This is a genomic window from Saccharothrix sp. 6-C (assembly GCF_016695385.1).
Lineage (GTDB): Bacteria > Actinomycetota > Actinomycetes > Mycobacteriales > Pseudonocardiaceae > Actinosynnema > Actinosynnema texasense.
Map to the genome: position 1 here is coordinate 8,390,831 of NZ_CP064192.1, position 26,129 is coordinate 8,416,959.

General features: G+C 71.7%; 25 protein-coding genes. 14 read left to right on the forward strand and 11 right to left on the reverse strand.

The features are described from left to right. Positions 1-14: 14 nt before the first annotated feature. Positions 15-2,822: a leucine--tRNA ligase gene (gene leuS, locus IOD16_RS36600; RefSeq protein ID WP_201438017.1), complete on the reverse strand. Its 2,808-nt coding sequence runs from the start codon at positions 2,820-2,822 to the stop codon at positions 15-17. Positions 2,823-3,074: 252 nt separating this feature from the next. On the opposite strand from leuS, the gene IOD16_RS36605 reads away from it, so the two are divergent. Beyond that, a complete protein-coding gene (locus IOD16_RS36605) occupies positions 3,075-3,482 on the forward strand; it encodes an SdpI family protein (RefSeq protein ID WP_201438018.1) in 408 nt (135 codons plus the stop codon). On the opposite strand, the gene IOD16_RS36610 is transcribed toward IOD16_RS36605, so the two are convergent. Further along, positions 3,479-4,060: a YqgE/AlgH family protein gene (locus tag IOD16_RS36610; protein ID WP_123744846.1), complete on the reverse strand. Its 582-nt coding sequence runs from the start codon at positions 4,058-4,060 to the stop codon at positions 3,479-3,481. The two genes, IOD16_RS36605 and IOD16_RS36610, sit on opposite strands and share 4 nt — an antisense overlap. A gap of 283 nt (positions 4,061-4,343) precedes the next feature. On the opposite strand from IOD16_RS36610, the gene IOD16_RS36615 reads away from it, so the two are divergent. After that, positions 4,344-5,651, forward strand: a complete 1,308-nt coding sequence (locus IOD16_RS36615; protein ID WP_201438019.1) for an MFS transporter — start codon at positions 4,344-4,346, stop codon at positions 5,649-5,651. Between the two features lie 37 nt (positions 5,652-5,688). On the opposite strand, the gene IOD16_RS36620 is transcribed toward IOD16_RS36615, so the two are convergent. Continuing rightward, entirely contained in the window at positions 5,689-5,949 is a 261-nt protein-coding gene (locus IOD16_RS36620; RefSeq protein ID WP_123744844.1) for a response regulator transcription factor, read from the reverse strand. 96 nt (positions 5,950-6,045) lie between these two features. Next, positions 6,046-7,503: a CCA tRNA nucleotidyltransferase gene (locus IOD16_RS36625; RefSeq protein ID WP_236594592.1), complete on the reverse strand. Its 1,458-nt coding sequence runs from the start codon at positions 7,501-7,503 to the stop codon at positions 6,046-6,048. A 116-nt stretch (positions 7,504-7,619) separates the two neighbouring features. On the opposite strand from IOD16_RS36625, the gene IOD16_RS36630 reads away from it, so the two are divergent. From IOD16_RS36630 to IOD16_RS36670, 9 genes are all read left to right on the forward strand, one after another. Further along, complete coding sequence (locus IOD16_RS36630; protein ID WP_123744843.1) at positions 7,620-8,138, forward strand: NUDIX hydrolase; 519 nt, start codon at positions 7,620-7,622, stop codon at positions 8,136-8,138. Next, positions 8,135-10,399, forward strand: a complete 2,265-nt coding sequence (locus IOD16_RS36635) for a DUF6049 family protein (RefSeq protein WP_201438020.1) — start codon at positions 8,135-8,137, stop codon at positions 10,397-10,399. Before IOD16_RS36630 ends, IOD16_RS36635 begins: the two co-directional genes overlap by 4 nt. Next, positions 10,396-12,027, forward strand: a complete 1,632-nt coding sequence (gene murJ / locus IOD16_RS36640; protein WP_236594593.1) for a murein biosynthesis integral membrane protein MurJ — start codon at positions 10,396-10,398, stop codon at positions 12,025-12,027. The genes IOD16_RS36635 and murJ overlap by 4 nt, the downstream gene beginning before the upstream one ends. A 37-nt stretch (positions 12,028-12,064) precedes the next feature. Next, a complete protein-coding gene (locus tag IOD16_RS36645; RefSeq protein WP_425471248.1) occupies positions 12,065-13,591 on the forward strand; it encodes a protein kinase family protein in 1,527 nt (508 codons plus the stop codon). A 110-nt stretch (positions 13,592-13,701) separates the two neighbouring features. Then, positions 13,702-14,322, forward strand: coding sequence for an RNA polymerase sigma factor SigM (gene sigM, locus IOD16_RS36650; protein ID WP_123744841.1), 621 nt, complete (start codon positions 13,702-13,704; stop codon positions 14,320-14,322). Continuing rightward, a complete protein-coding gene (locus IOD16_RS36655; RefSeq protein WP_201438021.1) occupies positions 14,319-15,062 on the forward strand; it encodes a hypothetical protein in 744 nt (247 codons plus the stop codon). Before sigM ends, IOD16_RS36655 begins: the two co-directional genes overlap by 4 nt. A 138-nt stretch (positions 15,063-15,200) precedes the next feature. After that, a complete protein-coding gene (gene trxB, locus IOD16_RS36660) occupies positions 15,201-16,199 on the forward strand; it encodes a thioredoxin-disulfide reductase (RefSeq protein WP_201438022.1) in 999 nt (332 codons plus the stop codon). Positions 16,200-16,228: 29 nt separating this feature from the next. Continuing rightward, positions 16,229-16,555 (forward strand): thioredoxin, encoded by a 327-nt coding sequence (gene trxA, locus IOD16_RS36665; protein WP_123744838.1) that lies wholly within the window; start codon positions 16,229-16,231, stop codon positions 16,553-16,555. A 170-nt stretch (positions 16,556-16,725) separates the two neighbouring features. Continuing rightward, positions 16,726-17,868 carry an N-acetylmuramoyl-L-alanine amidase gene (locus tag IOD16_RS36670; protein WP_123744837.1) on the forward strand — a complete coding sequence of 381 codons (1,143 nt, stop codon included), beginning with the start codon at positions 16,726-16,728 and terminating at the stop codon, positions 17,866-17,868. Between the two features lie 180 nt (positions 17,869-18,048). Here IOD16_RS36670 and IOD16_RS36675 read toward each other — a convergent pair whose 3' ends face one another. After that, positions 18,049-18,273 carry a hypothetical protein gene (locus tag IOD16_RS36675; protein ID WP_123744836.1) on the reverse strand — a complete coding sequence of 75 codons (225 nt, stop codon included), beginning with the start codon at positions 18,271-18,273 and terminating at the stop codon, positions 18,049-18,051. Positions 18,274-18,313: 40 nt separating this feature from the next. Between IOD16_RS36675 and IOD16_RS36680 the strand changes: the two genes are divergently transcribed. Next, positions 18,314-18,733, forward strand: a complete 420-nt coding sequence (locus IOD16_RS36680; RefSeq protein ID WP_123744835.1) for a hypothetical protein — start codon at positions 18,314-18,316, stop codon at positions 18,731-18,733. Here IOD16_RS36680 and IOD16_RS36685 read toward each other — a convergent pair. Beyond that, on the reverse strand, positions 18,730-19,488 hold the full coding sequence (locus tag IOD16_RS36685) for an ArsR/SmtB family transcription factor (RefSeq protein ID WP_123744834.1): 759 nt from the start codon (positions 19,486-19,488) through the stop codon (positions 18,730-18,732). The genes IOD16_RS36680 and IOD16_RS36685 overlap by 4 nt on opposite strands. A 73-nt stretch (positions 19,489-19,561) precedes the next feature. Continuing rightward, positions 19,562-20,200, reverse strand: coding sequence for a GNAT family N-acetyltransferase (locus IOD16_RS36690; protein ID WP_123744833.1), 639 nt, complete (start codon positions 20,198-20,200; stop codon positions 19,562-19,564). A gap of 144 nt (positions 20,201-20,344) precedes the next feature. Between IOD16_RS36690 and IOD16_RS36695 the strand changes: the two genes are divergently transcribed. Continuing rightward, the gene (locus IOD16_RS36695; protein WP_123744832.1) at positions 20,345-21,661 is read left to right on the forward strand and encodes an aminotransferase-like domain-containing protein; all 1,317 of its coding nucleotides are present in this window, start codon (positions 20,345-20,347) and stop codon (positions 21,659-21,661) included. Between the two features lie 13 nt (positions 21,662-21,674). Next, positions 21,675-22,619 carry a D-alanine--D-alanine ligase family protein gene (locus IOD16_RS36700; protein WP_201438023.1) on the forward strand — a complete coding sequence of 315 codons (945 nt, stop codon included), beginning with the start codon at positions 21,675-21,677 and terminating at the stop codon, positions 22,617-22,619. Between the two features lie 178 nt (positions 22,620-22,797). Here IOD16_RS36700 and IOD16_RS36705 read toward each other — a convergent pair whose 3' ends face one another. The 4 genes from IOD16_RS36705 to IOD16_RS36720 all read right to left on the reverse strand — a co-directional run bounded on the left by IOD16_RS36705 (position 22,798) and on the right by IOD16_RS36720 (position 26,113). Further along, the gene (locus IOD16_RS36705) at positions 22,798-23,790 is read right to left on the reverse strand and encodes a ParB/RepB/Spo0J family partition protein (protein ID WP_123744830.1); all 993 of its coding nucleotides are present in this window, start codon (positions 23,788-23,790) and stop codon (positions 22,798-22,800) included. After that, the gene (locus IOD16_RS36710) at positions 23,787-24,659 is read right to left on the reverse strand and encodes a ParA family protein (protein ID WP_308257267.1); all 873 of its coding nucleotides are present in this window, start codon (positions 24,657-24,659) and stop codon (positions 23,787-23,789) included. The genes IOD16_RS36705 and IOD16_RS36710 overlap by 4 nt, the downstream gene beginning before the upstream one ends. 152 nt (positions 24,660-24,811) lie before the next feature. Next, a complete protein-coding gene (gene rsmG, locus IOD16_RS36715; RefSeq protein WP_123744829.1) occupies positions 24,812-25,489 on the reverse strand; it encodes a 16S rRNA (guanine(527)-N(7))-methyltransferase RsmG in 678 nt (225 codons plus the stop codon). 165 nt (positions 25,490-25,654) lie between these two features. Further along, the gene (locus IOD16_RS36720; RefSeq protein WP_201438024.1) at positions 25,655-26,113 is read right to left on the reverse strand and encodes an NUDIX hydrolase; all 459 of its coding nucleotides are present in this window, start codon (positions 26,111-26,113) and stop codon (positions 25,655-25,657) included. Positions 26,114-26,129: the final 16 nt, after the last annotated feature.

A 26,129-nucleotide genomic window follows, 5' to 3' on the forward strand; every position in this document is an offset into this window, starting at 1 on the left:
CGGCCGCGGAACGGTTACAGCACCACGTTGACCAGGCGGCCCGGCACGACGATCACCTTGCGCGGCGTGCCGCCGTTCAGCAGCTCGGCCACCTTCCCGTCGGCCAGCGCCGCCCCCCGCACCTCGTCCGACGACGCGGACGCGGACACGACCACCCGGGCCTTCACCTTGCCGTTGACCTGGATCGGGTACTCCACCGTGTCCTCGACCAGGTACTTCTCCTCCGCCGCCGGGAACGGGCCGTGGGCCAGCGAGTCGCCGTGGCCCAGCTTCGCCCACAGCTCCTCGGCGACGTGCGGGCTCAGCGGCGCCAGCATCAGCGCCAGCGGCTCCGCCAGCACGCGTGGCGCGCCGCCCGGGAAGTGCTTGGTGACGTGGTTGTTCAGCTCGATCAGCTTCGCGCCCGCCGTGTTGTAGCGCAGGTTCGCGAAGTCGTCGTGCACGCCGGCGATCGTCTTGTGCAGCAGCCGCAGCGCGTCCTCGCCCGGCTCCTCGTCGGTGACCCGCGGCTCGCCCGTCGCCTCGTCGACCAGGTTGCGCCACAGCCGCTGCAGGAACCGCTGCGCGCCGACGACGTCCTTGGTCGCCCACGGCCGCGAGACGTCCATCGGGCCCATCGACATCTCGTACAGCCGGAACGTGTCGGCGCCGTACTTCTCGCACATGTCGTCCGGCGTGACCACGTTCTTCAGGCTCTTGCCCATCTTGCCGTACTCGCGGCGCACCTCCTCGCCCTCGAAGAAGTGCTTGCCGTCGCGCTCCTCCACCAGCTCGGCGGGCACGTAGGAGCCGCGCGCGTCGGTGTAGGCGTAGGCCTCGATGTAGCCCTGGTTGAACAGCCGCCGGTACGGCTCGTCGCCGGACACGTGGCCCAGGTCGAACAGCACCTTCTGCCAGAACCGCGCGTACAGCAGGTGCAGCACCGCGTGCTCCACGCCGCCGATGTACAGGTCGACGCCACCGGGGTCGGACGCGCCGTGCTCCTCCGTGCGCGGGCCCAGCCAGTACCGCTCGTTCTCCGCGTCGACGAACCGCTCGGACTCCGTCGGGTCCACGTACCGCAGCTGGTACCAGCACGAACCGGCCCAGTTGGGCATGGTGTTGGTCTCGCGCCGGTACCGCTTGGGCCCGTCGCCCAGGTCCAGCTCGACGGCGACCCAGTCCTCGGCGCGCGACAGCGGCGGCGACGGCTCGGAGTCCGCGTCCTCCGGGTCGAACGTCCGCGGCGAGTAGTCGTCGACGTCGGGCAGCTCGATCGGCAGCATCGACTCCGGCACGGCGATCGGCGTGCCGTCCTCGTCGTACACGATCGGGAACGGCTCGCCCCAGTACCGCTGCCGGGAGAACAGCCAGTCGCGCAGCTTGAACTGCACCGTGCCCTGGCCGCGGCCCTGCTCCTCCAGCCAGGCGATGATCTTCGTCTTGGCCTCGTCGACGTCCAGGCCGTCCAGGCTGACGCTGCTCTCGTGGCTGGAGTTCACGGCCGGGCCGGCGCCGGTGTACGCCTCGCCGTCGAAGTCCTCCGGCGGCTGCACGGTCCGGACGATCGGCAGGTCGAACGCCTTGGCGAAGTCCCAGTCGCGCTGGTCCTGGCCGGGCACCGCCATGATCGCGCCGGTGCCGTAGCCCATCAGCACGTAGTCCGCGACGTACACCGGGATGCGGGCGCCGTTGACCGGGTTCGTCGCGTGCGCGCCGGTGAAGACGCCGGTCTTCTCCTTGTTCTCCTGCCGGTCCAGCTCGGACTTGCGCGAGACCTCGGCGCGGTACGCGGCGACCGCGTCGGCCTGCCCGGCGGACGTGATCACGTCCACCAGCGGGTGCTCGGGCGCCAGCACCAGGTACGTCGCGCCGAACAGGGTGTCGGGCCGGGTGGTGAACACCTCGACGTCGACGGCGCCCGCGTCCGCGCGCCCGACCTCGAACCTGACCCGGGCGCCGTGCGAGCGCCCGATCCAGTTGCGCTGCATCGCCTTGATCTTGTCCGGCCAGTCCAGCCGGTCCAGGTCGTCGATCAGCCGGTCGGAGTAGGCGGTGATCCGCATCATCCACTGGCGCAGCGAGCGCCGGAACACCGGGAAGTTGCCGCGCTCGCTGCGGCCGTCCGCGGTGACCTCCTCGTTCGCCAGCACCGTGCCCAGGCCGGGGCACCAGTTCACCGGCGCCTCGGACAGGTACACCAGGCGGTACCGGCCCAGCAGCTTCTCCCGCTCCGGGCGGGACATCTCCGCCCACGGCTTGTCCGGCGTGGCCCGCTCGCCCGCGGCGAACTGCGCCTCCAGCTCCGCGATCGGCCGGGCCCTGCCCGCCGCCGGGTCGTACCAGGAGTTGAAGATCTGCAGGAAGATCCACTGGGTCCACTTGTAGTAGCCCGGGTCGATGGTGGAGATCCGGCGGCGCTCGTCGTGGCCCAGGCCCAGCCTGCGGATCTGCCGCAGGTAGGTCTGGATGTTGTCCTCGGTGGTCTTGCGCGGGTGCTGCCCGGTCTGCACGGCGTACTGCTCGGCGGGCAGGCCGAACGCGTCGAAGCCCATCGTGTGCAGCACGTTGCGGCCGTTCATCCGGTGGTACCGGGCGAACACGTCGGTGCCGATGAAGCCCAGCGGGTGGCCCACGTGCAGGCCCGCGCCCGACGGGTAGGGGAACATGTCCTGCACGAACAGCTTGTCCGCGGGCACGTCGCCCGTGAGCGGCCCGACCGGGTTCGGCGCGTGGAAGGTGCCCTGCTCCTCCCAGTGCCGCTGCCAGCGCCGCTCGATCTCCCCCGCCAGCTCGGCGGTGTAGCGGTAGGCGGGCGTCGCGTCCGCCGCGTCGGTGCTCATCGGGATGTCCCTCTCCATCGGTACCTGCCCCTGACATGACGAAACCCCCCAGCCCGGAAGGGCGTGAGGGGTTGCCGCGCGGACCTGCTTGACGAGGTCTGCGCGGCTAGCTAAGGAGCAGGCGGGCCTTGCTCATGCCGTCAACGGTATCAGCGCAGCGCAAGCCCGGTGAACCGGGTGAACGACCGCGACCGGCCGGTGAAGGCGGGGCCGGCCCGACCTGGGTCGGCGGACCGGCCTACCCTCGTCAGCGTGAACATCGTGCTGCCTGTGGTGCTGGGTCTGATCGGTGTCGCGTTCGCGACCATCGGCTTGCTCGGCGTGCGTGGCCGACTCCGGCGCAACCGCTTCTTCGGGGTGCGCACCAAGGCCACCCTGCGTGACGACGAGACCTTCGCGCTGGCCAACAAGATCGCCGGCGTGCCGAACGCGGCCGCGGGCGCCATCGCTCTCGTGGCGGCCGTCGCGGCGGCCGTGAACCCGGCGTTGTCGCTGGTCATCGGCCTGGTCGGGCTGGTCGGCAGCATCGTGGTCGCGGGCGCTGGCGGCGTGCTCGGCCACCGGGCCGCCGAGGCGCTGCCGGAGCAGGCCCCGGCCGGCTGCGGCGGCTGCGCGTGCTCGGGCACGGGTGGCGGTTGCAGCGTGCTGACCCGCGCCTAGTTCCGCCGGATGTCCGTCGGGAACGTCGCCATCAGCGCCGTCGGCATGCCCTGACGGCGCAGCACCCGGCCCCACAGGTCGACGTTCGGCGGCGTGAGCACGTCGTCGGGCAGGCCCTTCACGACGATCCAGTCGCCGCGCGCCACCTCGTTGCCCAACTGGCCCTCGCCCCAGCCGGAGTAGCCGGCGAACACGCGCATCCCGCGCACCTTCGCCACCAGCGCGTCCGGGTCGGCGTCCAGGTCGACCAGCGCCACCGGTCCGTGCACGCCGACCACACCGTCGAGTGACGCCAGGTCCTCCCCGGTGCGCAGCGCGGCCAGGCACAGCGCCGTCTTCTGCTCCACCGGCCCGCCGATGTAGACGGCCTGCGGCCTGCTCACGTGCGGCCCCCACGCGGGCAGCACGTCGTGGACGGCGACCTCGCTCGGGCGGTTCAGCACCACGCCGAGGCTGCCTTCGTCCCGGTGGTCGATGACGTAGACCACCGTCCGGCGGAAGTTGGGGTCGGTCAGACTCGGTGCCGCGACCAGCAGGGAACCCGGTTCGACGTCGGCATCAGGGCGCACACCACGCATGATCCCAGACGACGGCCGGGCGGCCGGCGACGCAGCACGCGCGCCGCGTGGACGCGGCGGATCCCGCCGGGCAGGAACATCCGGGTTACCGTGTTCGTTGCAGTGAACGTCAGGCGCCATCGAGTCCCCCGGGCCCACTGAAACGCCTACGCGGAATACCGTCCGGCTGGAGCCGCGTAGTGCCACCCGCCGAGAGGCGACCGGGCGCCTGGCGCCAGGGAGGCCGGACCCACCAGGGTCCGGCCTTCGTGGTTCGCGGCCCCGGAGGCATAGGCTCACCACCGTGACCACTGCCGGCACCACCGCGGCGAAGCACCACCTCGGTGTCCGGAAACTCCTCGCGCTGGCGGACTTCCGCAGGCTGCTGGCCTCGCGGCTGGCCGCCCAGTGGGGCGACGGGCTGTTCCAGGCCGGTCTCGCGGGCGCGGTCCTGTTCAACCCCGAGCGCCACGCCGACCCGCTCGCGGTGGCGGCCGGGTTCGCCGTGCTGCTGCTCCCGTACTCGATCGTCGGCCCGTTCGCGGGGGCCCTGCTGGACCGGTGGGACCGCCGCCGCGTGCTGGTGGTGGCGAACCTCACGCGCGCGGTCTTCGTCGTGCTGACCGCGACGGCCGTCGGGCTCGGGCTCGACGGCGTGCCGCTGTACGCCTCGGCGCTGTTCGTCACGGGGGTGAGCCGGTTCGTCGGCTCCGGCCTGTCCGCGTCCCTGCCGCACGTGGTGGACGGCGACCACCTGGTGGAGGCGAACGCGTTCGTCACCACGCTCGGCGCGTTGACCGCCGTGCTCGGCGCGGGGTGCGCGGTGGGGCTGCGGTCGCTCTTCGGCTCCGGTGACGACGGCTCGGCGTGGACCACGGCCGTCGCGGTCGCGGGTTCGCTCGGCGCCGCTCTCCTGGCCTCCCGCTTCGCCCGTGGCGCGCTCGGACCCGACGAGGTGGACGAGCCCCGCCGGACGGTCACCGCGGTCGCCCTGGGCCTGCTGGACGGCGCGCGGGCCGCGTGGCGCGCGCCCACCGTCGCCGCCGCCCTGGTGGCGCTGCTCGCGCACCGGCTCGCGTTCGGCGCGTCGCTGCTGCTGACGTTGCTGCTGATGCGCCACACGTTCACCGACTACGGGCCGTTCAAGGCGGGCATGGCGGGGCTCGGCGAGGTCGCCGTCGCCGGTGGCGCGGGCATCCTGCTGGCGGGACTCGTGACCGACCGGCTGGTGGACCTGCTCGGCCGGCGCGGCACGGTCTGCGCCGCGCTCGTGCTGGCCGCGGCCACCCAGCTCGGCCTCGGCCTGCCCATGCTGCTGCCCACCATCCTGGCCGCGTCGTTCGTGCTGACCTTCGCGGGCCAGGTGGTGAAGCTGTGCGTGGACGCGGCCGTGCAGGGCGACATCGGCGACGAGGTCCGCGGCCGGGTGTTCGCCCTGTACGACACGCTGTTCAACGTCACGCAGGTGGCAGCCGTCACCGCCGCGGCGGCCGTCGTGCCCTTGGACGGTCGGTCCCCGGGCCTCGTGGTCGCCGCGACGGTGGCCTACCTGCTCGGCCTGCTCGGCTACCTGCTGCTCGACAAGCGCACGTCGGCGGCCACCCACCGCTGATTCGCGAGGTCGCCGCCGGCCGCGGAGCAGCGGCAGGTCAACGCGGCAGGGGCAGGCGGATGATGCCCGTCTCGTGGGCGTAGACCACCGCGGCCATCCGGTCGCGCAGGTTCAACGCCCGCAGGATCTCCGACACCACCGCCCCCACCTGGTGCTGGCTCAGCGCCAGCACCCGCGCTATCTCGTGGTCCGCGAGCCCCCTGGCCAGGCAGCGGAGCACGGCCCGCTGCCTGTCGGACAGCTCGTCCAGGCCCTGCTGTGCCCGGGTGCCCCCCTCGGACAATCCCCAAGCGTTCATACGACACCACCCCCAGTGCGCGTCTGACGCACACAGTCATGGTCCCGCAACGGGCTGTCACTGGCCAAGTCCAAGTTCGAGATTGGTCACTCGGTGTCAGTCACCGGGCGGCTGGACGCCCTCCGCGCGGGCCCACGCGAGCAGCTCCGCGACCGCCTCGTCGTGGTCGAGCGGACCGCGGTCCAGGCGCAGCTCCTTGAGGAACTTCCACGCCCTGCCGACCACCGGCCCCGGTGGCACGCCCAGCAGCCGCATGATCTCGTTGCCGTCGAGGTCGGGCCGGACCCGCTTGAGGTCCTCCTCGGCGGCGATGCGCTCGATGCGGCGCTCCAGGTCGTCGTAGGTCCGCTGCAACGCGTTGGCCTTGCGCCGGTTGCGCGTGGTGCAGTCGGCGCGGACCAGCTTGTGCAGGCGGGGGAGCAGGTGCTCGGCGTCGGTGACGTACCGGCGCACCGCCGAGTCGGTCCACTCGCCGCTGCCGTAGCCGTGGAAGCGCAGGTGGAGGTACACGAGCTTGGCGACGTCCTCGACGATCTCCTTCGAGTACTTCAAGGCGCGCAAACGCTTGCGGACCATCTTCGCGCCGACCACCTCGTGGTGGTGGAACGAGACGCCGCCGCCCTCCTCGAACCGACGCGTGCCCGGCTTGCCGATGTCGTGCAGCAACGCCGCCAGCCGCAGCACGAGGTCCGGCTCGGGCCCGTCCTCCAGGTCGACGGCCTGGTCGAGCACGACCAGCGAGTGGTGGAACACGTCCTTGTGCTGGTGGTGCTCGTCGATCTCCAGCTTCATCGCGGGCAGCTCGGGCAGCACCACGTCGGCCAGCTTCGACTCGACCATCAGCTCCACGCCCGCCCGCGGGTGCGCGCCCGTGAGCAGCTTGGACACCTCGACCTGCACGCGCTCGGCGGTGATGCGGGTCAGCTCGCCCGCCATGGCCGCCATCGCGTCGAGCACGCGCGGCGCGACGGTGAAGCCGAGCTGGGACGCGAACCGGGCCGCGCGCAGCATCCGCAGCGGGTCGTCGGAGAACGACTCCTGCGGCGTCGCGGGGGTGTCCAGGGTCCTGGCCCGCAGCGCGTCGCGCCCGCCGGTGGGGTCGATGAGCTGCCGGTTCACCACGTCGTAGGCCATCGCGTTGACGGTGAAGTCGCGGCGGACCAGGTCGCCCTCGATGCTGTCGCCGAAGGTCACCTCGGGGTTGCGGGTGACGCCGTCGTAGCTGTCGGCGCGGAACGTGGTGACCTCGACGGTCTGCCCGTGCTTGGTCGCGCCGACCGTGCCGAACGCGATGCCGGTGTCCCAGATCGCGTCCGCCCAGCCCTTGAGCAGCGCCATGACCTGCGGCGGCCGGGCGTCGGTGGTGAAGTCGAGGTCGCCGGAGAGCCGACCGAGCACGGCGTCCCGCACGCTGCCGCCCACCAGGTACAGGCGGTGGCCGGCGCCGGCGAAGCGGGCGGCCAGTTCCTCGGCGACGGGGAGGGCGCTCAGCAGTTCCACCACGGCATTGTCCTGCCCGGCAGGAGTGGCGGCGGGGGCGGTGGGTCCGGACACGAGCAGCCAGCCTACTGGTCGGCGGTCCCCGGTCCGAACGAGTCGCCCGTAGTCGATCACCGGCCGCCACCGGGCGGTCACGTCCGGTACCCGCTGGTCGCCACTACCATCAGGGCATGCCCCAGTCGTCCGGTCGCTCCGGCGGTCCCAAGCCGAGGCGCCGGAACCGGCGTCGCGGTCGGCGGCTGAAGACCGTCGACGAGACCTCGGCGGGCGGACTGGTGCTGGACTTCGAGCAGCACGTCGCCGCGATCATCGGGCGGCTCGACCGGCGCGGCAGGCTGTTGTGGTCGTTGCCGAAGGGTCACATCGAGGCCGGCGAGACCGCGGAACAGACCGCGGTGCGCGAGGTCGCGGAGGAGACCGGTATTCATAGCAAGGTCCTGCGCCCGCTCGGCTCGATCGACTACTGGTTCGTCGCCGAGGACCGGCGGGTGCACAAGACCGTCCACCACTTCCTCCTGGAAGCGCTGGGCGGCGAGCTTTCCGACGAAGACGTGGAGGTCACCGAGGTGGCGTGGGTGCCCCTTGGCGAGCTGGACGACCGGCTCGCCTACGCGGACGAGCGTCGACTCGTGCGCCGAGCCGCCGAACTGCTCTCCGAGTACCAGACGGACGGAGCGGAGTCCGCGTGAAACGGCTGCTGTCCGCACTAGCGGCGGCGGGGGTCCTCGTCGTGTCGACGGCGTCCGCGGCGTCCGCCGCGCCCGTCGACACCGGGCGGCTGCCCGTCCGACCGGCGCCCGCCACCCAGGTGTGGGCGACCAGGGCGCTGTCCAGCCAACCGGGCCAGCAGTCGCAGGTGTGGCTGCGCCTGGACGTCGAGGAGATGACCCCCCGCGTGATCACCGCGGACGGGCCGGACTCGATCACCATCTCGGGCAAGGTCGTCAACGTCGGCGACCGGCCGATCGAGGAGATCGAGCTGCGCCTGGAGCGCGGCCAGCCGCTGACCGGCGAGGACGAGGTCCGCAAGGCGCTGCGCGAGCCGACCGACGCCGAGGTCGTCCAGCCCAGGTTCACCCGGGTCGCCGACCGCCTGGAGCAGAACGAGTCGAAGCCGTTCCGGCTGACCGTGCCCCTGCGCGGGAACGACCCCACGTCGCTGCAGGTCACCGAACCGGGCATCTACCCGATCCTGGCCAACATCAACGGCGTCCCGGCCTACGGCGGGCGGGCCCGGCTGGCCGCGCTGAGCACCCTGCTGCCGGTGCTCGCGATGCCCGGAGGCCAGGCGCCGACCCCGCCGGCCACCCCCGCCAAGATCACCCTGCTGTGGCCGCTGGCCGACCGGCCGCGCGTCGTCACCGGCAGCCCGACCGTGCTCACCGACGACGAGCTGGCGGGCTCGCTGGCCATGGGCGGACGGCTGTACGGCCTGCTCATGGCCTACGAGTCGGCGCTGACCGGCCCGTTGGGCGCCGGCGTGTGCCTGGCCGTGGACCCCGACCTGCTGCGCACGGTCGAGGCGATGACCCAGGGCTACGAGGTGCGCGGCCAGGGCGCGGGCAAGGGCAAGAGCGCGGCCGAGCTGTGGCGCGACCGGCTGCGCCTGGTGGCCGCCGGCCGGTGCGTGATCGCGCTGCCCGACGCGGACGCCGACCTGGTCGCGCTGACCCGTGCCGAGCTCACCGGCCTGGGCGACCTCGCGCTCGCCGGCGCGGAGGTGGTCCGCGAGGTCCTCGGCGTGCAGCCGACGCAGGGCCTGACCTGGCCCGAGGAGGGCGTGCTCGACCAGGCGACGCTGGCCGGCCTGACCGGTCGGGGCGTCACGTCCCTGGTGCTCGACCAGTCGGCCGTCGCGGGCACCCCCGGCACGGGACCGGTGCGGTTCGACGTGGCCGAGGGCAAGCCGGTCACGGCGGTGCGCGTCGACGGCATGGTGTCCGACGCGCTGCAGGGCGCGGCGACGGCCCGGCCGGTCGCGGGCGTGACCACGCCGAGCGAGACCCGGCCGGTGTCGGTGCAGAACGCGCTGGCCGCGCTCACGTTCCGGGCCGGGTTCCAGAGCACCGGCCAGAACGTGGTCATCGCGCCGCCACGCCGGTGGAACGCGCCGACCGGCGAGGTCGACACGCTGCTGCGCGCGGCGAAGTCCCTGGTCGCGGACGGGTTCGCGACCCCCGTCGGCCTCGAGGCGCTGCTGGCGTCGCCGCCGGCGCAGACCGCCGCGCTGAGCTACCCGGTCGAGGCGGGCGCCCGCGAGGTGCCGCCGACCGTGACCGCCGCGGTCTCCGACTCGTGGCTCCGGTTGCACCAGCTGTCGGAGTCGATGAGCCAGCCGGACGCGGAGTCCGCCGAGCCCGCCGACCTGGTCGCCCCGCTGCGGCTGTCGCTGCTGCGCGCGGTGTCGGGCGCGTGGCGCGGCGACGAGGACGGCGCGCGGGCCGCGCTGGGGCTCGCCCGCGAGCAGATCGACGGGTTGCGCGAGCAGGTCACGGTGACCGAGCCGAACAGCCCGATCCTGCTCGGCTCGGGCGACAGCCCCATCCCGCTGTCCATCAAGAACCGGCTCGACGTCCGGATCACGGTGCGGATCGTGATCGAGGACACGCCGGGCATCGTGGCCAGGGACCTGACCGACATCGAGCTGCCCGCGCGTGGCGACCGGCTGGTGCGGGTACCGGTGGAGGTGCAGCGGTCCGGGCGGTTCCCGGTGCACGTCCGCCTGGTCACCACCAGCGGCGTCGAGCTGGGCGAACGGGCGCGGCTGGAGGTGTCGTCCTCGGCGTACGGCACCATCACGGTCGTCATCACGTGCCTGGCGGGCGCCGCGCTGGTGCTGCTGTCCGCCCGGCGCATCTACCGTCGGGTGCGCGCCGCCCGGGCCGCCTCCGCGCAGGTGCCGAACGACGCGAGCGGGGTAACGCCACCGGAGAGGTCGAGCACGAGTTGAGCGGAACAACCACGGTGACGCAGGAGCAGCCGCAGGGCCCGTCGCTGGCGCGCGCCGGCGGCTCGATGGCCATCGCCACGATCGTCAGCCGCGCCTCCGGGCTGCTGTCCAAGCTGCTGCTGATCACGATCCTCGGCGTCGACGCGCTCAACGACTCCTACCAGGTCGCCACCACGCTACCGACGATGATCAACGAGCTGCTGCTGGGCGGCGTGCTGACCAGCGTGGCCATCCCGCTGCTGGTGCGCGCCGAGAAGGAGGACGGCGACCGCGGCGAGTCCTACGCCCAGTGGATGATCACGATGTCCGCGGTGGTCCTGGGCATCGGCACGATCATCGCGGTCGCCTGCGCGCCGCTGCTGACCGGGCTGTTCATCGACTCGCCCAACGCCAAGCCCGAGCTGGTCACCGCGTTCGCCTACCTGGTGCTGCCGGGCATCGTCTTCTACGGGCTGTCCGCGCTGATCGGCGCGGTGCTCAACACCCGGCACGTGTTCGGCCTGCCCACGTGGGCGCCGGTGCTGAACAACCTCGTGGTGATCGTGACGCTGGGCGTCTACTGGCTGATGCCGGGCGAGATCTCCCTCGACCCGGTGCGGATGGGCGAGCCGAAGCTGCTGGTCCTCGGCCTCGGCACGATGCTCGGCGTGGCGCTGCAGGCGTCGGTGCTGGTGCCGGCGCTGCGCCGGACCGGGTTCCGCTTCCGCTGGCGGTGGGGCTGGGACCGGCGGCTGTCGGAGTTCGGCGGGCTCGCGTTCTGGGTGCTGCTGTACGTGGCGCTCGGCTTCGCCAGCATGGTCGTGCTGACGAAGGTCGCCACGCACTACGACGGCGCCATCACGGTCTACAACATGCAGTGGCTGATCGCCCAGGTGCCCTACGGGGTGCTCGGCGTGTCGCTGCTGACGGCGCTGATGCCGAAGATGAGCCGCGCGGCGGCGGCGCACGACACCGACGCGCTGGTCGGCGACCTGGCGTTCGGCAACCGGATGTCGTCGATCCTGCTGATGCCGTTCAGCGCGCTGATGACGGTGTCCGGCGTGTCGATCGGCCTGGCGCTGTTCGCGCACGGCAGGTCCGGCGTCGACGGCGGCGAGTCGATCGGCACGGCGCTCGCGCTGTCCGCGTTCGGCCTGGTGCCCTACGCGATCACGTTGTTGCAGCTGCGGGTGTTCTACGCGTTGAAGGACGCCCGGACGCCGACGATCATCCAGGGGATCATCGTGGTGGCGCGCATCGCGCTGCTGTACGGGTTCCTGGCGATCTCGCCGCCGGACAAGCTGGCGGTCGGCGTGTCGATCGCGATGTCGCTGAGCTTCGTGGTCGGCGCCCTGGTCGGGCAGCTGTGGCTGCGGCTGCGGCTCGGCCGGCTGCGCACCGGTTACACGGCGTGGACGATCTGCCTCACGGTCGTGGCGTCCGCCATCGCGTTCGGCGCGGCGACCGGGCTCGCGTGGCTCGCCGTCCGAGTGCTGGGAATCGAGTCCCGCGTGGCGGGTGCCTGGGTCGAAGTGGTGATCCAGACGATCGTCGGGTTGCCGCTGAGCTTCCTGCTGCTCGCCCTGTTCCGAGTACCCGAGGTGAAGCCCGCGCTCGGCAAGATCAGTCGTTTGGTGGGTCGCCGATGACACCTGTGACGCCACGCGGTCACGTACCCTCGGCCCCGTGAGCAGCGGTCCGATGCAGAACACCTCGCTGGTGCCCGGCGGGGTGATCGGCGACGGCCGGTACCGGCTCCTGACCCGGTCCGGTGTGGACCGGCGGTGCGACGCGCACCTGTGGCGGGCCAGGGACGGGCAGCTCAACCGGGACGTGGCGCTGACCGTCCTGGTGGGCGACCCGGCCGACCACGCCGCCGCGGCGCGGGCCAAGCGGACCGCCGAACGCGCGATGCACGCCGCCAGCTTCACCCACCCGGGCGTTTCCCGGGTGATCGACGTGTTGACGCCGGGCGCCGGGATCAGGCTGGACGAGGGCATCCTCGGCGTGATCGTCGCCGAGTGGACCCAGGGCACCGACCTGCTGGACCTGGTCGCCGAGGGCCCGCTGCCGGCGGGCGCCGCGACGCGGCTGCTGGAGCCGCTGGGCGCGGCGATCGAGGGCGCGCACCACGCCGGCCTCGTGCTCGGCGCGGACCACCCGCAGCGCATCCGGGTGACGGCGGACGGCAGGCTGCGGCTCGCGTTCCCCGGGCCGCGGCCGGACGCCATCGCCCGTGACGACGTCAAGGGCCTGGGCGCGATCCTGTACCTGCTGCTCACCGGCAAGTGGGCGCTGCCGAACGGGCCGGACGGCGTGCCCGCCGCGCCGACGGGCCCGGACGGCTCCGTGCTCGCGCCGAGCGCGCTGCACCCGTACGTGCCGCACGAGCTGTCGTCGGTCGCCGTGCGCAGCCTGGAGGACACCAGCGTCGGCGGCATCCGGACCAGCGCGGCGATCCTGCAGGTGCTCGACCAGATCGCCCAGTCGGAGGCGCAGACCGCGCTGATCCAGCCGGTGCCGGGCGACGCGGCGGACGACGGCGCGGTGTGGACCACGCAGCGCCCGGTCCGCGACAAGGACCGCAAGCGGAAGCTGATGATCAGCGTGGCCGTGCTCGCGGTCGCGACGCTGGCCGTGATCGTCTGGCTCGGCGTGCAGATCGTGAGCTTCTTCAGCGACGAGCCGACCGGCGGCGGCGGGCCGACGGTGGTGATCGGCCAGTCCACCACGCCGGGGCAGAGCGGCCAGCCCGCGCCGCCCGCGACACCGGCCGGTCCCGTGCAGCCCGCGTCCGTCGGCGTGTACGACGTCACCAACCAGCCCGACAACGCCACCCGGGCCAACCGCGCGGTCGACAAGGACCCGACCACGGTGTGGCAGACGGAGAACTACTTCGAGCCGTTCCCGGCGCTGAAGCCGGGCATCGGCCTGATGGCGGGCTTCGCCGAGCCGGTGAAGCTGTCGTCGGTGACGATCACGTCGCCCAGCGAGGGCACGGTGGTGGAGATCCGCGTGGCGGGCACGCCCGGCGCGCCGCTGTCGGAGACGAAGGTCATCGCGACCGCGACCCTGTCGGCCGGGCAGACCCAGATCCAGCTGGCCGACCACGAGCCGTCGCAGCACCTGCTGGTGTGGATCACGAAGCTGTCGGGCAGCGGCAAGAACAACCGCTCCGAGATCGCGGAACTCGTCTACACCCGCGCGCAGTAGCCGTCCGGGCGCGGGCGGCGCGGTGGTCCGGCGGGGGTGGCGGGCGAGTGCGGGCGTTCACCCGTGCAGGTGAAAAGTGAGGAGTTGCCCGAGCCCGCTAGGCTCCCGGCGTGACCGCCGCAGCCAGCTCGGACGCAGACCTCATCACGGCGCACGCCGCGGGTGACCCGCACGCCTTCTCCGAGCTCGTGCGCAGGCACCGAGATCGCATGTGGGCCGTCGCGCTGCGCACGCTGCGCGACCCCGAGGAGGCCGCGGACGCGCTGCAGGAGGCGTTCATCTCGGCCTTCCGGGCGGCCGCGAGCTTCCGGGCCGAGTCCCAGGTCACCACCTGGCTGCACCGAATAGTCGTGAACGCCTGCCTGGACCGGATGCGCAGGCGACAAACCAGGCCGACCGTGCCGCTCCCCGAGGCGGGCCCCGGCGAACCGGTGGCGCCCCGCGACGCGATGGCCGAGCGGGAGACCCGACTGGTCGTCCAGGCGGCCCTCAACGAGCTGCCGGAGGAGCAGCGCGCCCCGATCGTGCTGGTCGACGTGGAGGGCTACTCGGTGGCCGAAACGGCCAAGCTGCTGGGTATCGCGGAGGGCACGGTGAAGTCGAGGTGCGCCCGCGGACGGGCCAAGCTCGCCAAAGTTCTGGGGCACCTCCGGAACCAGAGTGCAGATGCGAACGTCCCACTGAACAACGATGTGCAGGTGCAACAGGGACGTCAGTTGGAGGAACGATGACCGGCAATGCGCGGCGTTCAGGGCCGCCGTGGTCCGTCGACCTGCTGGCTGACCTGCACGCGGGGGCTCTGGACCCGCGGACCGAGGCCGAGCTCCGGCCGCTGGTCGAGAACGACCCCGAGGCCCGCGAGATCCTCGCCGCCCTCGACGCGACGCTCGACGACCTGCACAACCTGCCGCCGATCCCCATGCCGCGCCACGTGGCCGACCGGATCGACGCGGCCCTCGCCGACGAGGCCCGCCCGGTCGCGCCGGTGGTCGACTTCGCGCAGGCCAAGGCCCGTCGCGCCAAGCGCCTCGGCTGGGGCGCGGGGCTGCTCGCGGCGGCCGCGGTCGCCGTCGGCGTGGCCGTGGTGACGATCCCGCGGGACACCGCGGGTGACGGCGGCGGCCAGGCCCAGCCGGCCCAGACCACGAACACGCCGGTCACGGGCGGCGCCGACCGGATGCCCGCGGTGCGCGGCGAGAACTTCGGCCCGGTGTTCGGCGACGTGCTCAAGGCGCAGAACTACGGGCCGCTGGAGAACCAGGAGCAGCTGGCCGACTGCCTGCGCGGGGCGAACATCACCGCGGGCAAGCCGCTCGGGGTCAGCCCCATCACGCTGGACGAGAAGCCGGCCGTGATGGCGATCCTGCCCGCGGGCGCGCCCGGGGCCTACCGGATCGTGGTGGTCGACCCCCAGACCTGCGGTCCGGACAACCCCGACGGCGTCCTGGCGAACAGCACGATCGAGCCGTGACCCCGGCCGCGGCCGGGTCGTCGCCGGCCGCGTAGCCCAACTCACCCCGACGGTGCGGAATTACCGCACCCTACGATCCGTTGTGCGAAGTGCCGGGCCGGGTGATCCGGGCCCGGGAGCGACTAACGGAGGTCGAGGGTGTCGGACGTTCGGAACCTGATCGTCGTGGGATCGGGGCCCGCCGGGTACACCGCGGCGGTCTACGCGGCGCGTGCCCAGCTCGAACCGCTGGTGTTCGAGGGCTCGCAGTACGGCGGCGCGCTGATGACCACGACCGAAGTCGAGAACTACCCCGGTTTCCGCGACGGCATCATGGGCCCCGACCTCATGGAGCAGATGCGGGAGCAGGCCAAGCGCTTCGGCGCCGAGCTGCGCGCGGAGGACGTCGAGGGCCTCGAGCTCGACGGCCCGGTGAAGTACGTCACCGCGAACGGCAAGCGGTACGCCGCCCGCTCGGTGATCCTGGCCATGGGCGCCGCGGCGCGCTACCTGCACGTCCCCGGCGAGCAGGAGCTGCTCGGCCGCGGCGTGTCGTCCTGCGCCACGTGCGACGGCTTCTTCTTCCGCGACCAGGACATCGCGGTGATCGGCGGCGGCGACTCGGCGATGGAGGAGGCGACGTTCCTCACCAAGTTCGCCCGGACCGTCACGATCATCCACCGCCGCGAGGAGTTCCGCGCCTCCAAGATCATGCTGGAGCGCGCGCGGAGCAACGAGAAGATCAAGTGGCTGCTGAACGCCGAGGTCGTCGAGGTGCTGGGCCAGGACGCCGGCACGGTGTCGGGCGTGAAGACCCGCGACACCCGCACGGGTGAGGTGAGCGAGCACCCGTTCACCGGCTTCTTCGTCGCCATCGGCCACGACCCCCGCAGCGAGCTGGTCAAGGGCCAGGTCGAGCTGGACGACGAGGGCTACGTCCAGGTCGTCGGCCGCACGACTCACACGAACGTGGACGGCGTGTTCGGCGCGGGCGACCTCGTCGACCACACCTACCGCCAGGCGATCACCGCCGCCGGTTCGGGCTGCGCCGCCGCGATCGACGCGGAGCGCTGGCTCGCCGAGCACGGGACCACGGAGGCCGCCGTCACCGCCGAGCACGTCGGCGGGGGCTACGGCGAGCCCGTCTCCACCAGCTGAACCCACCTTTCCCGAGGGAGAAACACGACATGGCAGGCACCCCCGTGGTCACGTCCGCTCAGACGTTCACCGATGACGTTCTGACCAGCGAAAAGCCGGTTCTGGTCGACTTCTGGGCGACCTGGTGCGGCCCGTGCAAGATGGTCGCCCCGGTGCTCGAGGAGATCGCCGCCGAGAACCCCGACAAGATCACCATCGCGAAGCTCGACATCGACGCCAACCCGTCGATCGCGCGGGACTACCAGATCATGTCGGTGCCGACCCTGATCCTGTTCCAGGGCGGCAAGCCGGTGAAGCAGATCGTCGGCGCCAAGCCGAAGGCGGCCCTGCTCAAGGACCTGTCCGACGTGCTCTGAGTGCAACCGAACCGGTGGCCCGTCCGTCTTCCGAGGAGACGGACGGGTCACTCGTTTGTGGAGCCGTGACCACTCGCAGTAGCCCCGTCCGTGGCATCGGCGCGAGCAAGGCACAATAGGTCGTCAAGTTCGCGTCGACGGATGTCGGCGCCTTAGTGAGCGAGGGGTGCATGCTGCTACTCCGCCGCGGGGATTTCGGTCCGGACGTCGCCGAGGTCAGGGCAACGCTGACGAAGCTCGGTCTGCTGTCCGATCCGCAGCCGTCCCAGGTGTTCGACCTGCCGGTCGAGCACGCGGTGCGCGCCTTCCAGCAGCAGCGGGGTCTCATCACCGACGGTCTCGTCGGCCCCGCCACCTACCGCGCCCTGCGCGACGCGACGTACCGGCTCGGCGACCGCCCGCTCGCGTTCCTCATGGCGCAGCCGGTGACCGGTGACGACGTGTTCGCGTTGCAGGAGCGCCTGCTGGAGCTGGGGTACGACGCCGGTCGGGCCAACGGCGAGTTCGGTCAGCAGACCGAGCAGGCGTTGCGGAGCTTCCAACGCGACTACGGGCTGATCGTCGACGGCATGTGCGGCCCCGACACGGTCCGCGCGCTGCGGCAGCTCCAGCCGAAGGTGCGGGGCGGGCGGCCGGTGTTCCTGCGCGAGCAGGAGCGGGTCCGGCGGGCCGGGCCGAGGCTGTCCGGCAAGCGCATCATCATCGACCCCGGTCACGGCGGCGAGGACCGCGGTGTCGTGGTCGACGGCGTGTCCGAGGCCGACGTCATGCTCGACCTGGCCAGGCTGCTCGAGGGCAAGATGGCCGCCACCGGCATGGAGGCCCTGCTCACGCGCGGGCCCAACCACAACCCGGACGAGGGTGAGCGGGCCCGGTTCGCCAACGAGGCGGGCGCCGACCTGATCCTGTCCCTGCACACCGACCGCAACGCCTCGCCCCTGGCGTCCGGTGTGGCGACGTTCCACTTCGGGACGGGCAACGGCACGTCGTCCACCGTCGGCGAGGCGCTGGCCGGGTTCATCCAGCGCGAGATCGTCGCCCGCACCGGCCTGCTCGACTGCCGCACGCACCCGAAGACCTGGGACATGCTCCGGATGACCCGCTGCACCGCGGTCCGCGTGGAGGTCGGCTACCTGACCAACGCGGGCGACCGGCAGCGGCTGGCCAACCCGTCGTTCCGCGACGTGGTCGCCGAGGGCATCCTGGTCGCGGTGAAGCGCCTGTACCTGCTGGGCAAGGACGACCAGCCGACCGGGACCTTCACCATGGACGACCTGCTGCGGCACGAGGTGGCCACCGGCAAGCTCCGCTGACCCGGCCCCCAGAGCGTCGCGCCGCGGAGGCGTTGCTGGACGAGTTCCCGAGGGTGGACGTCCTCCCGAACGGTCGCACACCTGGCTGAAGGGTGCGTACGCCGGTCGCGAGATCGGCGGGCGGACGCTCGTCCAGCGGCAGTACGAGGTCACGGCCCCGAAAGCCACCGAGTGAGGCCGCTACCAGTCCGCCAGGACGTCCAGCACCTCGGCGACGGCGTCCTCGTCGTCCGCGCGGTTCTGGGCGCGCAGGTCCAGCATCAGGTCGGTCAGCTCGTCGACCAGGTGCCCGGTCGGGATGCCGTCGGCCTGCCACCCGTCGAGCAGTGTGCGAATCTTCACGAAGTCCCGCGAGCCCTCGATGATCGCGAGTACTTTGCCCTGGATCTCGACACCCACGTCCACGAGTCGATCTTATTGGCCGACCCCGCCGGTGAGGAGCACGATGGAGTTCTACCGCCTCGAACCCGAGGTCGCCGGCGCGTTGGACGAAGGAACCGTGATCGACGCCGGGGCCCACCCGCCGCGCATCGAAGCGGTGCACTACGAGATCACCGACTGGGCCGGCGACGACCTGATCGAGGCGTTCCCGGTCTACCTGGTGACCGACGACCTGGCCGACACGCTGGTCGACAGCGGCTTGGACGCCTTCCGCGTCCGCCGCGCCACGGTGACCCTCTCCGACGAGGCGCAGGAGATGCTGGAGGGCAAGGAGCTGCCCACCTTCCACTGGCTGGAGGTGACCGGCCAGGCGGGGGTGGACGACCTCGGCGTCACCGACCAGGGCCAGCTCGTCGTCAGCGAGCAGGCGCTCGACCTGCTGCAGTCCGGCACGCTGGAGAACTGCGAGGTCGACCGCTTCTAGCCGGAGTGCGCGGGCATCTCCCACGGGATGCCCGGCAGCACGTGCCCGGTCTCCAGCAGCGACTTCAGGTTCGACAGCACCGCCGCCCAGCCGGACGCCGCCTGCGCGCGCTCCGCCTCGTCGGCCAGGCCCGAGTGGGTCACGGTCAGCCGCACGATCTCGCCGTACGCCTCGATGCGGAACGTCACCGTCGAGGTCACGGCCGGGTCCGCCGGGTCCACCCACGTCGTCACCAGGCGGCGCGGCGGGTCGGCCTCGACGACCCGGCCCACCACGTCGTCCACGTCGGAGCCGTCCGCGCGCCGGTGCGCCCACGCCGAGCCGACCTGCCAGTCCGAGACGTTGCGGTGGCCCCAGTAGCTCGCCGTCAAATCCTCGTCGGTCAGGGCCTCCCACACCCGTTCGGGCGTGCTCTCGATGTAGGTCACGTACACGAACTCCGGCTTCACCGGTTCCTCCGCTCGTCGTTTCACGTCGCCGAGCAGCCGCAACCGCGGCTGCTCGAACTTGTCGATCCACCGCTCCTGCACCTCGTGCAGCGGCACCGGGTTGAGGTAGTGCAGCTTCTCCCGGCCCCGACGGGTGGTGCTGACCAGGTTCGCCGCCTCCAGCACGGCCAGGTGCTGGGTGACGGACTGCCTGGTCATCCCCAGCCGGGCGCACAGCTCGCCGAGCGTCTGGCCGTTCTCCTCGTGCAGCCGGTCCAGCAGGTAGCGGCGGGTCTCGTCGGCCAGGGCCTTGAACACCTTGTCCACACCGCACGTTAGGCAGGCGATTGACTGCATGTCAACCCGTGCCGATGAACCCCCAGCTCAGGGGGCCGGCTGATCAGACAGGCTTGAAACTGGGCTCCGGCGGGGCGGCGGTCACCGTCACCGAGCTGAGCAGGCGCTCCAACGCCGCCTCCACGTCTTCCTTCCACGAAGACGCGCTGCGCAGCTCCAGCCGCAACCGCGGCCACCGGGGGTGGGGGCGCACCGTCTTGAAGCCGACCTGGAGCAGGAAGTCGGCCGGCGTGACGCAGCTCGGCCCGTCGACCTCCGGCCGGTTGTCGCCGAACGCCTCGATCGCCTTCACGCCGCGACGCGTGAGGTCCTTGGCCACCGTCTGCACGAGCACCCGCCCGAGCCCGCCGCCGCGGAACTCCGGCAGCACCTCCAGCCCGGTCATCAGCACCGCGTCGGGGCTGGCGGGGGAGGTGGGGAAGGCCAACGACCGGGGCACGGCCGGCGGGGGCGCGTAGAACACCGAGCCGGCGGGAATCCCGTCCAGGTAGATGATCCGACCGCAGGAGCCCCACTCCAGCAGCACGCTGGAGACCCAGGCCTCCTTCTCGAACTCGGTGTCCCCGAACTCCTCGGCCTGCTCCTTCAGATGGGGCGCGAGCTCCCAGAATACGCAGGTCCGACTGTGCTTGGAGAGGTGCTCCAGGTTGTCCAAGGTGACGCCCACGACACGACGCGACACCCCGACCTCCAAGCCCCCGAAAGACTTCCCCCACGAGGATAGGCGGATGTGACCCCTGCCCGGAAGGCAGATGCCCCGAACGGGACGGCCGTTACACTCGGGCGGGAACAAACCCGCCGGTAACAGCCACCTACGGAGTTTCCCGTGAACCTACCCGGAGTGCCCCCCAAGCAGGGAGCCAGAAGCCTCGACCCCCACCTGCGCCGGTACGCGGCGCGCACGGCGGGCATGACGGCATCGGAGATCCGGGCGCTCTTCGCGGTGGCGAGCAGGCCTGAGGTGGTGTCCCTGGCGGGAGGGATGCCGCACCTGGCAGCACTGCCGCTGGAGTCCCTCAGCGCGGAGGTGGCCGACGTCGTGGCCACCGAGGGACTCGTGGCGCTCCAGTACGGCAGCGCGCACGGCGTGCCCGAGCTGCGCGAGCAGATCTGCGACGTGATGGCGCTGGAGGGCATCAACGCCCACCCGGACGACGTCGTGGTGACCGTCGGCTCCCAGATGGGCCTGGACATGGTCACCCGCATCTTCTGCGACCCGGGTGACGTCGTGCTGGCCGAGGGGCCGTCCTACGTGGGCGCGCTGGGCTCGTTCGCCGCTTACCAGGCCCAGGTCGTCCACGTGGGCATGGACGCGGACGGCCTCATGCCGGACGCCCTGCGCGAGGCCATCGCCTCGGTGGAGCGCTCAGGTCGCCGGATCAAGTTCCTCTACACGATCCCCAACTTCCACAACCCGGCCGGCGTCACGCTCGCCGTGCAGCGCCGGGCGGAGGTCCTGGAGATCTGCCGCACGCACGGCATCCTCGTGGTCGAGGACAACCCGTACGGCCTGCTGGGCTTCGACGGCGTCACGTACCCGGCCCTGCGCGCGACCGACCCGGACAACGTCGTCTACCTGGGCTCGTTCTCCAAGACCTTCGCCGCGGGCCTGCGGGTCGGCTGGGTCCTGGCGCCGCACGCCGTCCGGGAGAAGCTCGTCCTGGCGGCCGAGTCGGCCACCCTCTGCCCGCCGACCCTGAACCAGCTGATCGTGTCGCGCTACCTGTCGACGCACGACTGGAAGGGTCAGATCAAGACCTACCGCGAGGCCTACCGGGAACGCCGGGACGCGGCGATCTCGTCCCTCGAGCAGCACATGCCGCTTGGTTCCACGTGGAACAAGCCGAACGGCGGCTTCTACGTCTGGGTGACCGTGCCCGAGGGCATCGACACGAAGGCCATGCTGCCCCGGGCGATCACCCAGCGCGTGGCGTACGCGTCGGGCACCGGCTTCTACGCCGACGGCCTCGGCAGCCGCCAGTTGCGCATCTCGTACTGCTACCCGACGCCCGAACGCATCCGCGAGGGCGTGCGACGGCTCGCGAACGTCATCAAGGACGAGATCGAGCTGCACGAGACGTTCGGCCCGACCGTGGGCCGCGCCGTCTCCGGTCCGCACAGCCCTTCGCCCGACACCGCTTGATCAGGAGCACACGTTGTCCAACCGCTGGGTCGCAGTCCTGTCCGGGGGCCTTTCGCACGAGCGGGAGGTGTCCTTGCGATCCGGTCGCAGGCTGTCCGCCGCGCTGCGCTCGGTCGGCCTGGTCGTGGAGGAGTGGGACGCCGACGGCACCCTGCTCACCCGCCTGAAGGAACACCGTCCCGACGCCGTCGTGGTGGCGCTGCACGGCGGCGAGGGCGAGAACGGCTCGGTGCAGACGATCCTGGAGCTGATGAACGTCCCGTTCGTCGGCACGGACTCCCGGGCCTGCCGCCGTGCCTGGGACAAGCCGACCGCGAAGGGGGAGCTGGCCCGCGCCGGGCTGGCCACCCCGGAGTGGGCCGTGCTGCCGCACGCCACGTTCCGCGAGCTGGGCGCCCGACCGGTCCTGGACGCCATGGTCGACCGGCTCGGCCTGCCGCTGATGCTCAAGCCCGACCAGGGCGGCTCGGCCCTGGGCGCCCAGGTGGTCCGCGACGCCGCCGAGCTGCCGACCGCGATGGTCGGTTGCCTGGCCTACGGCGACACGGTCCTGGCCGAGCGCTTCGTGGAAGGCGTCGAGGTGGCCGTCGCGGTGGTGGACGGACCGGACGGTCCCCACGCCCTGCCGCCGGTCGAGATCGTCCCGGAGAACGGGGTCTACGACTACACCGCCCGCTACACGGCGGGGCTCACCGACTTCCACGCCCCGGCGCGCCTCGACGAGAAGGCCGCCCAGGCGGTCGGAGAGCTGGCGGTCTCCGCCCACCGCCTCCTGGGTCTGCGCGACGTCTCCCGGACCGACGCCATCGTCGCGCCGGACGGCACCGTCCACTTCCTGGAGGTGAACGTCTCGCCCGGTCTGACCGAGACCTCGCTCCTCCCGATGGCGGTCGAGGCGGCCGGCCGGTCGTTGGGGGAGATCTACGCGGGGCTCGTCGAGCGGGCGGTCGCGCGTTAGACCCTCTCACTCGATCATGACGGCCCGTGTCCGATTGGACACGGGCCGTCATCGTCACCGTGACAAAAGACCCCTGGGTGATCCCTTGCACCCCGAACGAATCCCATTTGTCCGATTTTCGACCACTCCGGTAGTGATCTTCGAACGGGCTCGTCGGACGCCGAAATCGACCCCGGAACTAGTCCGCGGCCCGCGCCCGCTGGGCTGCTTCGGGGGACATGAGCTGGATGATCCGCTCCAAGTCGTCGACGGAGCCGAACTCCACCACGATCCGCCCCTTCCGCTGCCCCAGCTCCACCTTCACCCGCGTCTCGAAGTTGTCCGACAGCCGCTCCGCCAACTCCTGCAACCCCGGCGCCTGCATCGGCTTGCGGCGGACGACCTTCGCCTTGGCCGGCTCCGCACCCTTGGCCAGCGTCACCGCTTCCTCGGTGGCCCGGACCGACATCCCCTCGGCGATGATCCGGGTGGCCAGCTCCTCCTGCACCCCGGGGTCCTCGACCCCCAGCAGCGCACGCGCGTGCCCCGCCGACAACACCCCGGCCGCCACGCGGCGCTGCACCGGCAGCGGCAGCTTCAGCAGCCGGATCGTGTTCGTCACCACCGGCCGGCTCCGGCCGATCCGGTCCGCCAGCTCCTCGTGCGTCACGCCGAACTCCTCCAGCAGCTGCTGGTAGGCCGACGCCTCTTCCAACGGGTTCAGCTGCACGCGGTGGATGTTCTCCAGCAGCGCGTCCCGCAGCATCACGTCGTCGGCGGTGTGCCGCACGATCGCCGGGATCGTCTTCAACCCCGCCAGCTGGGTCGCCCGCCACCGCCGCTCGCCCATGACGAGCTCGTAGTGGTCCGGCCCGATCGCCCGCACCACGATGGGCTGCATCAGCCCGAACTCGCGGATCGAGTGCTCCAGCTCCCGCAGCGCCTCTTCGTCGAACACCTGCCGCGGCTGCTTCGGGTTCGTTCGAATAGCCGTGACCGGCAGCTCCTGGTACACCGCGCCGGCCACCTCCCCCGTGGGGTCGGGGGAGGGCGCAGGGGTGGACGCCCCGTTCGACGACCCGTTGGAGCCCGCCCGGGCCGACGACGGCGCCGACGGTGTGCCGGGAGGTGGGCCGCTCGGGATCAGGGCCGCGAGCCCGCGGCCGAGGCCACCCTTGCGCTGTTCCGTCATGCCGACCCCATCTCCGCGCCGAACTCGGCGATCTCCCGTGCCGCGTCGAGGTAGCTCATCGCGCCCCGTGAGCCGGGATCGTAGGTGAGCACCGTCTGACCGAATCCTGGTGCCTCGGAGACCTTCACGCTGCGCGGGATCACCGTTTTGAGGACCGTGTCGCCGAAGTGGCCGCGCACCTCGCTGGTCACCTGGTCGGCCAGCTTCGTGCGGCCGTCGTACATCGTCAGCAGGATCGTGGACACGTTCAGCGTCGGGTTCAGGTGCGCCTGCACCAGCTCGATGTTGCGCAGCAGCTGCCCCAGCCCTTCCAGCGCGTAGTACTCGCACTGGATCGGGATCAGCACCTCCTGCGCGGCGACCATCGCGTTGACGGTCAGCAGGCCGAGCGAGGGCGGGCAGTCGATGAACACGTAGTCCGGCTTGATGGAGTCCAGCGCCTCGGGACTCAGCGCTTCCTTCAGCCGCGACTCGCGGGCGACCATCGAGACCAGCTCGATCTCCGCGCCCGCCAGGTCGATGGTGGCCGGCACGCAGTACAGGTTGGGGGACTGGTTGCTGACCTGAGCCGCCTCGGCCACGGACAGCTCACCGATGAGCACCTCGTACACCGACGGCGTGCCGGAGCGGTGCTCGACGGCCAGCGCCGTGCTCGCGTTGCCCTGCGGGTCGAGGTCGATGACGAGCACCTTGAGCCCGTGGATGGCGAGCGCGGCGGCCAGGTTCACCGTGCTCGTGGTCTTGCCGACGCCACCCTTCTGGTTGGCGACCACCATGACCCGGCGACGGTCCGGACGGGGGAGTTGGAGGGAGTCGGGGTGCAGGACGCGGGTGGCGCGTGCCGCTTCTTCCGCGATGGGGGTCCACACGGTGCTGTCTCCTGCCGGTTCCACGTTGTTTGCCAGATTCGACTCGGCTGCGGGGCGGAGCACTGCGCCCGCACCCACCGCGCCTTCAGGATCGGTTTCACGTGAAACACCGGCCGCTTGGAACACCGGTTGCAGGGGGTCGGGGTACACGTTCACCGAACCTTCCTTCTGCGACGCGCGCCTTCACGGCGGCTCGCCTGCTCATCGCGCTCCACGAGCACGACCGTCGTCGGCAGTTCGAGTACTTCGCCACCGCAGGTGGTGACGCGAGGTCGGATCCCTCCGGCCCGGCGCACCGCCTCGGCGTCGCGTTCCAGTTCTTCCGCGGCGCTCTCGCCCTTGAGAGCGACCAGACGTCCACCCGGCCGGAGCAGCGGCAGGCACCACCGCGTCAGCCGTTCCAGCGGAGCGACCGCGCGGGCCGTCACGACGTCGCTGTCGGACAGCTGATCCCGCACCGGTGGTTCCTCGGCCCGCCCGCGGACCACGGTGACGTCGAGGTCGAGGGCCTCGACGCACTCGGTCAGCCACGCCACCCGGCGTGCCATCGGCTCCAGGAGCGTGAGGTCGAGGTCGGGTCGCGCGATCGCCAGGGGGATGCCCGGCAGTCCCGCGCCCGAGCCGACGTCCACGACCCGTGCGCCTTGGGGGAGCAGCTCCGCCACGACGGCGGAGTTGAGGATGTGGCGCTCCCAGAGCCGGTCGACCTCCCGCGGGCCGATCAGCCCGCGTTCGACGCCGTGCTCGGTGAGCAGTGCCGTGAAGGCGACCGCCTTGTCGTAGTGGTCACCGAAGACCTTCTTCGCGCGGTCTTCCACCTCTGCGGCCATGTCTCCGTCCGGGACGTTTCACGTGAAACCACACCAGACGCCGGCGGCGGCCGGGTGTGGGCGATGGGGTTGGGCGTCTCGCCAAGGAGGCGGTGAGCCCCACGAGATGTGCCGGCCCCCACTATGACGGATCACCCCGGCGACACGCCAAATCCGAGTCGCGTTTCACGTGAAACTTTCAATCCGACCGTCCTTCGGCAGCACGCGCAGGAGTTCCAGCGCGTAGTCGACCGACTCGACGTGATCCAACCCGGGCACCTCGTCGAGCGGGAACCACGCCGCCCGGTCCGTGCTCCCGCCGATCTCGAACGTCAGCTCGCCTCCGACGACGTGCGCCTCGTACAGGATCCGGATGCGGTGGTAGTCGACCTCGACGCCGTCGCGCACCATCGGGCCGTAGACGTTCTGGATGCCGAGCAGCCGGTCGACCTCCGCCCGGTAGCCGGTCTCCTCGAACACCTCGCGGACCACCGCGTCGTACGGGTCCTCACCGTGATCGAGCCCACCGCCGGGCAGGATCCACCTCGGCCGGTCCGGACCGAGCCAGCGGGAGAGCAGCAACCGGTCGTCTTCGATGATCACGGCGTAGGCGGCGACGCGGAGTTTCCGGGTGTTCCCTGTCATCCCGCGACCGTTTCAC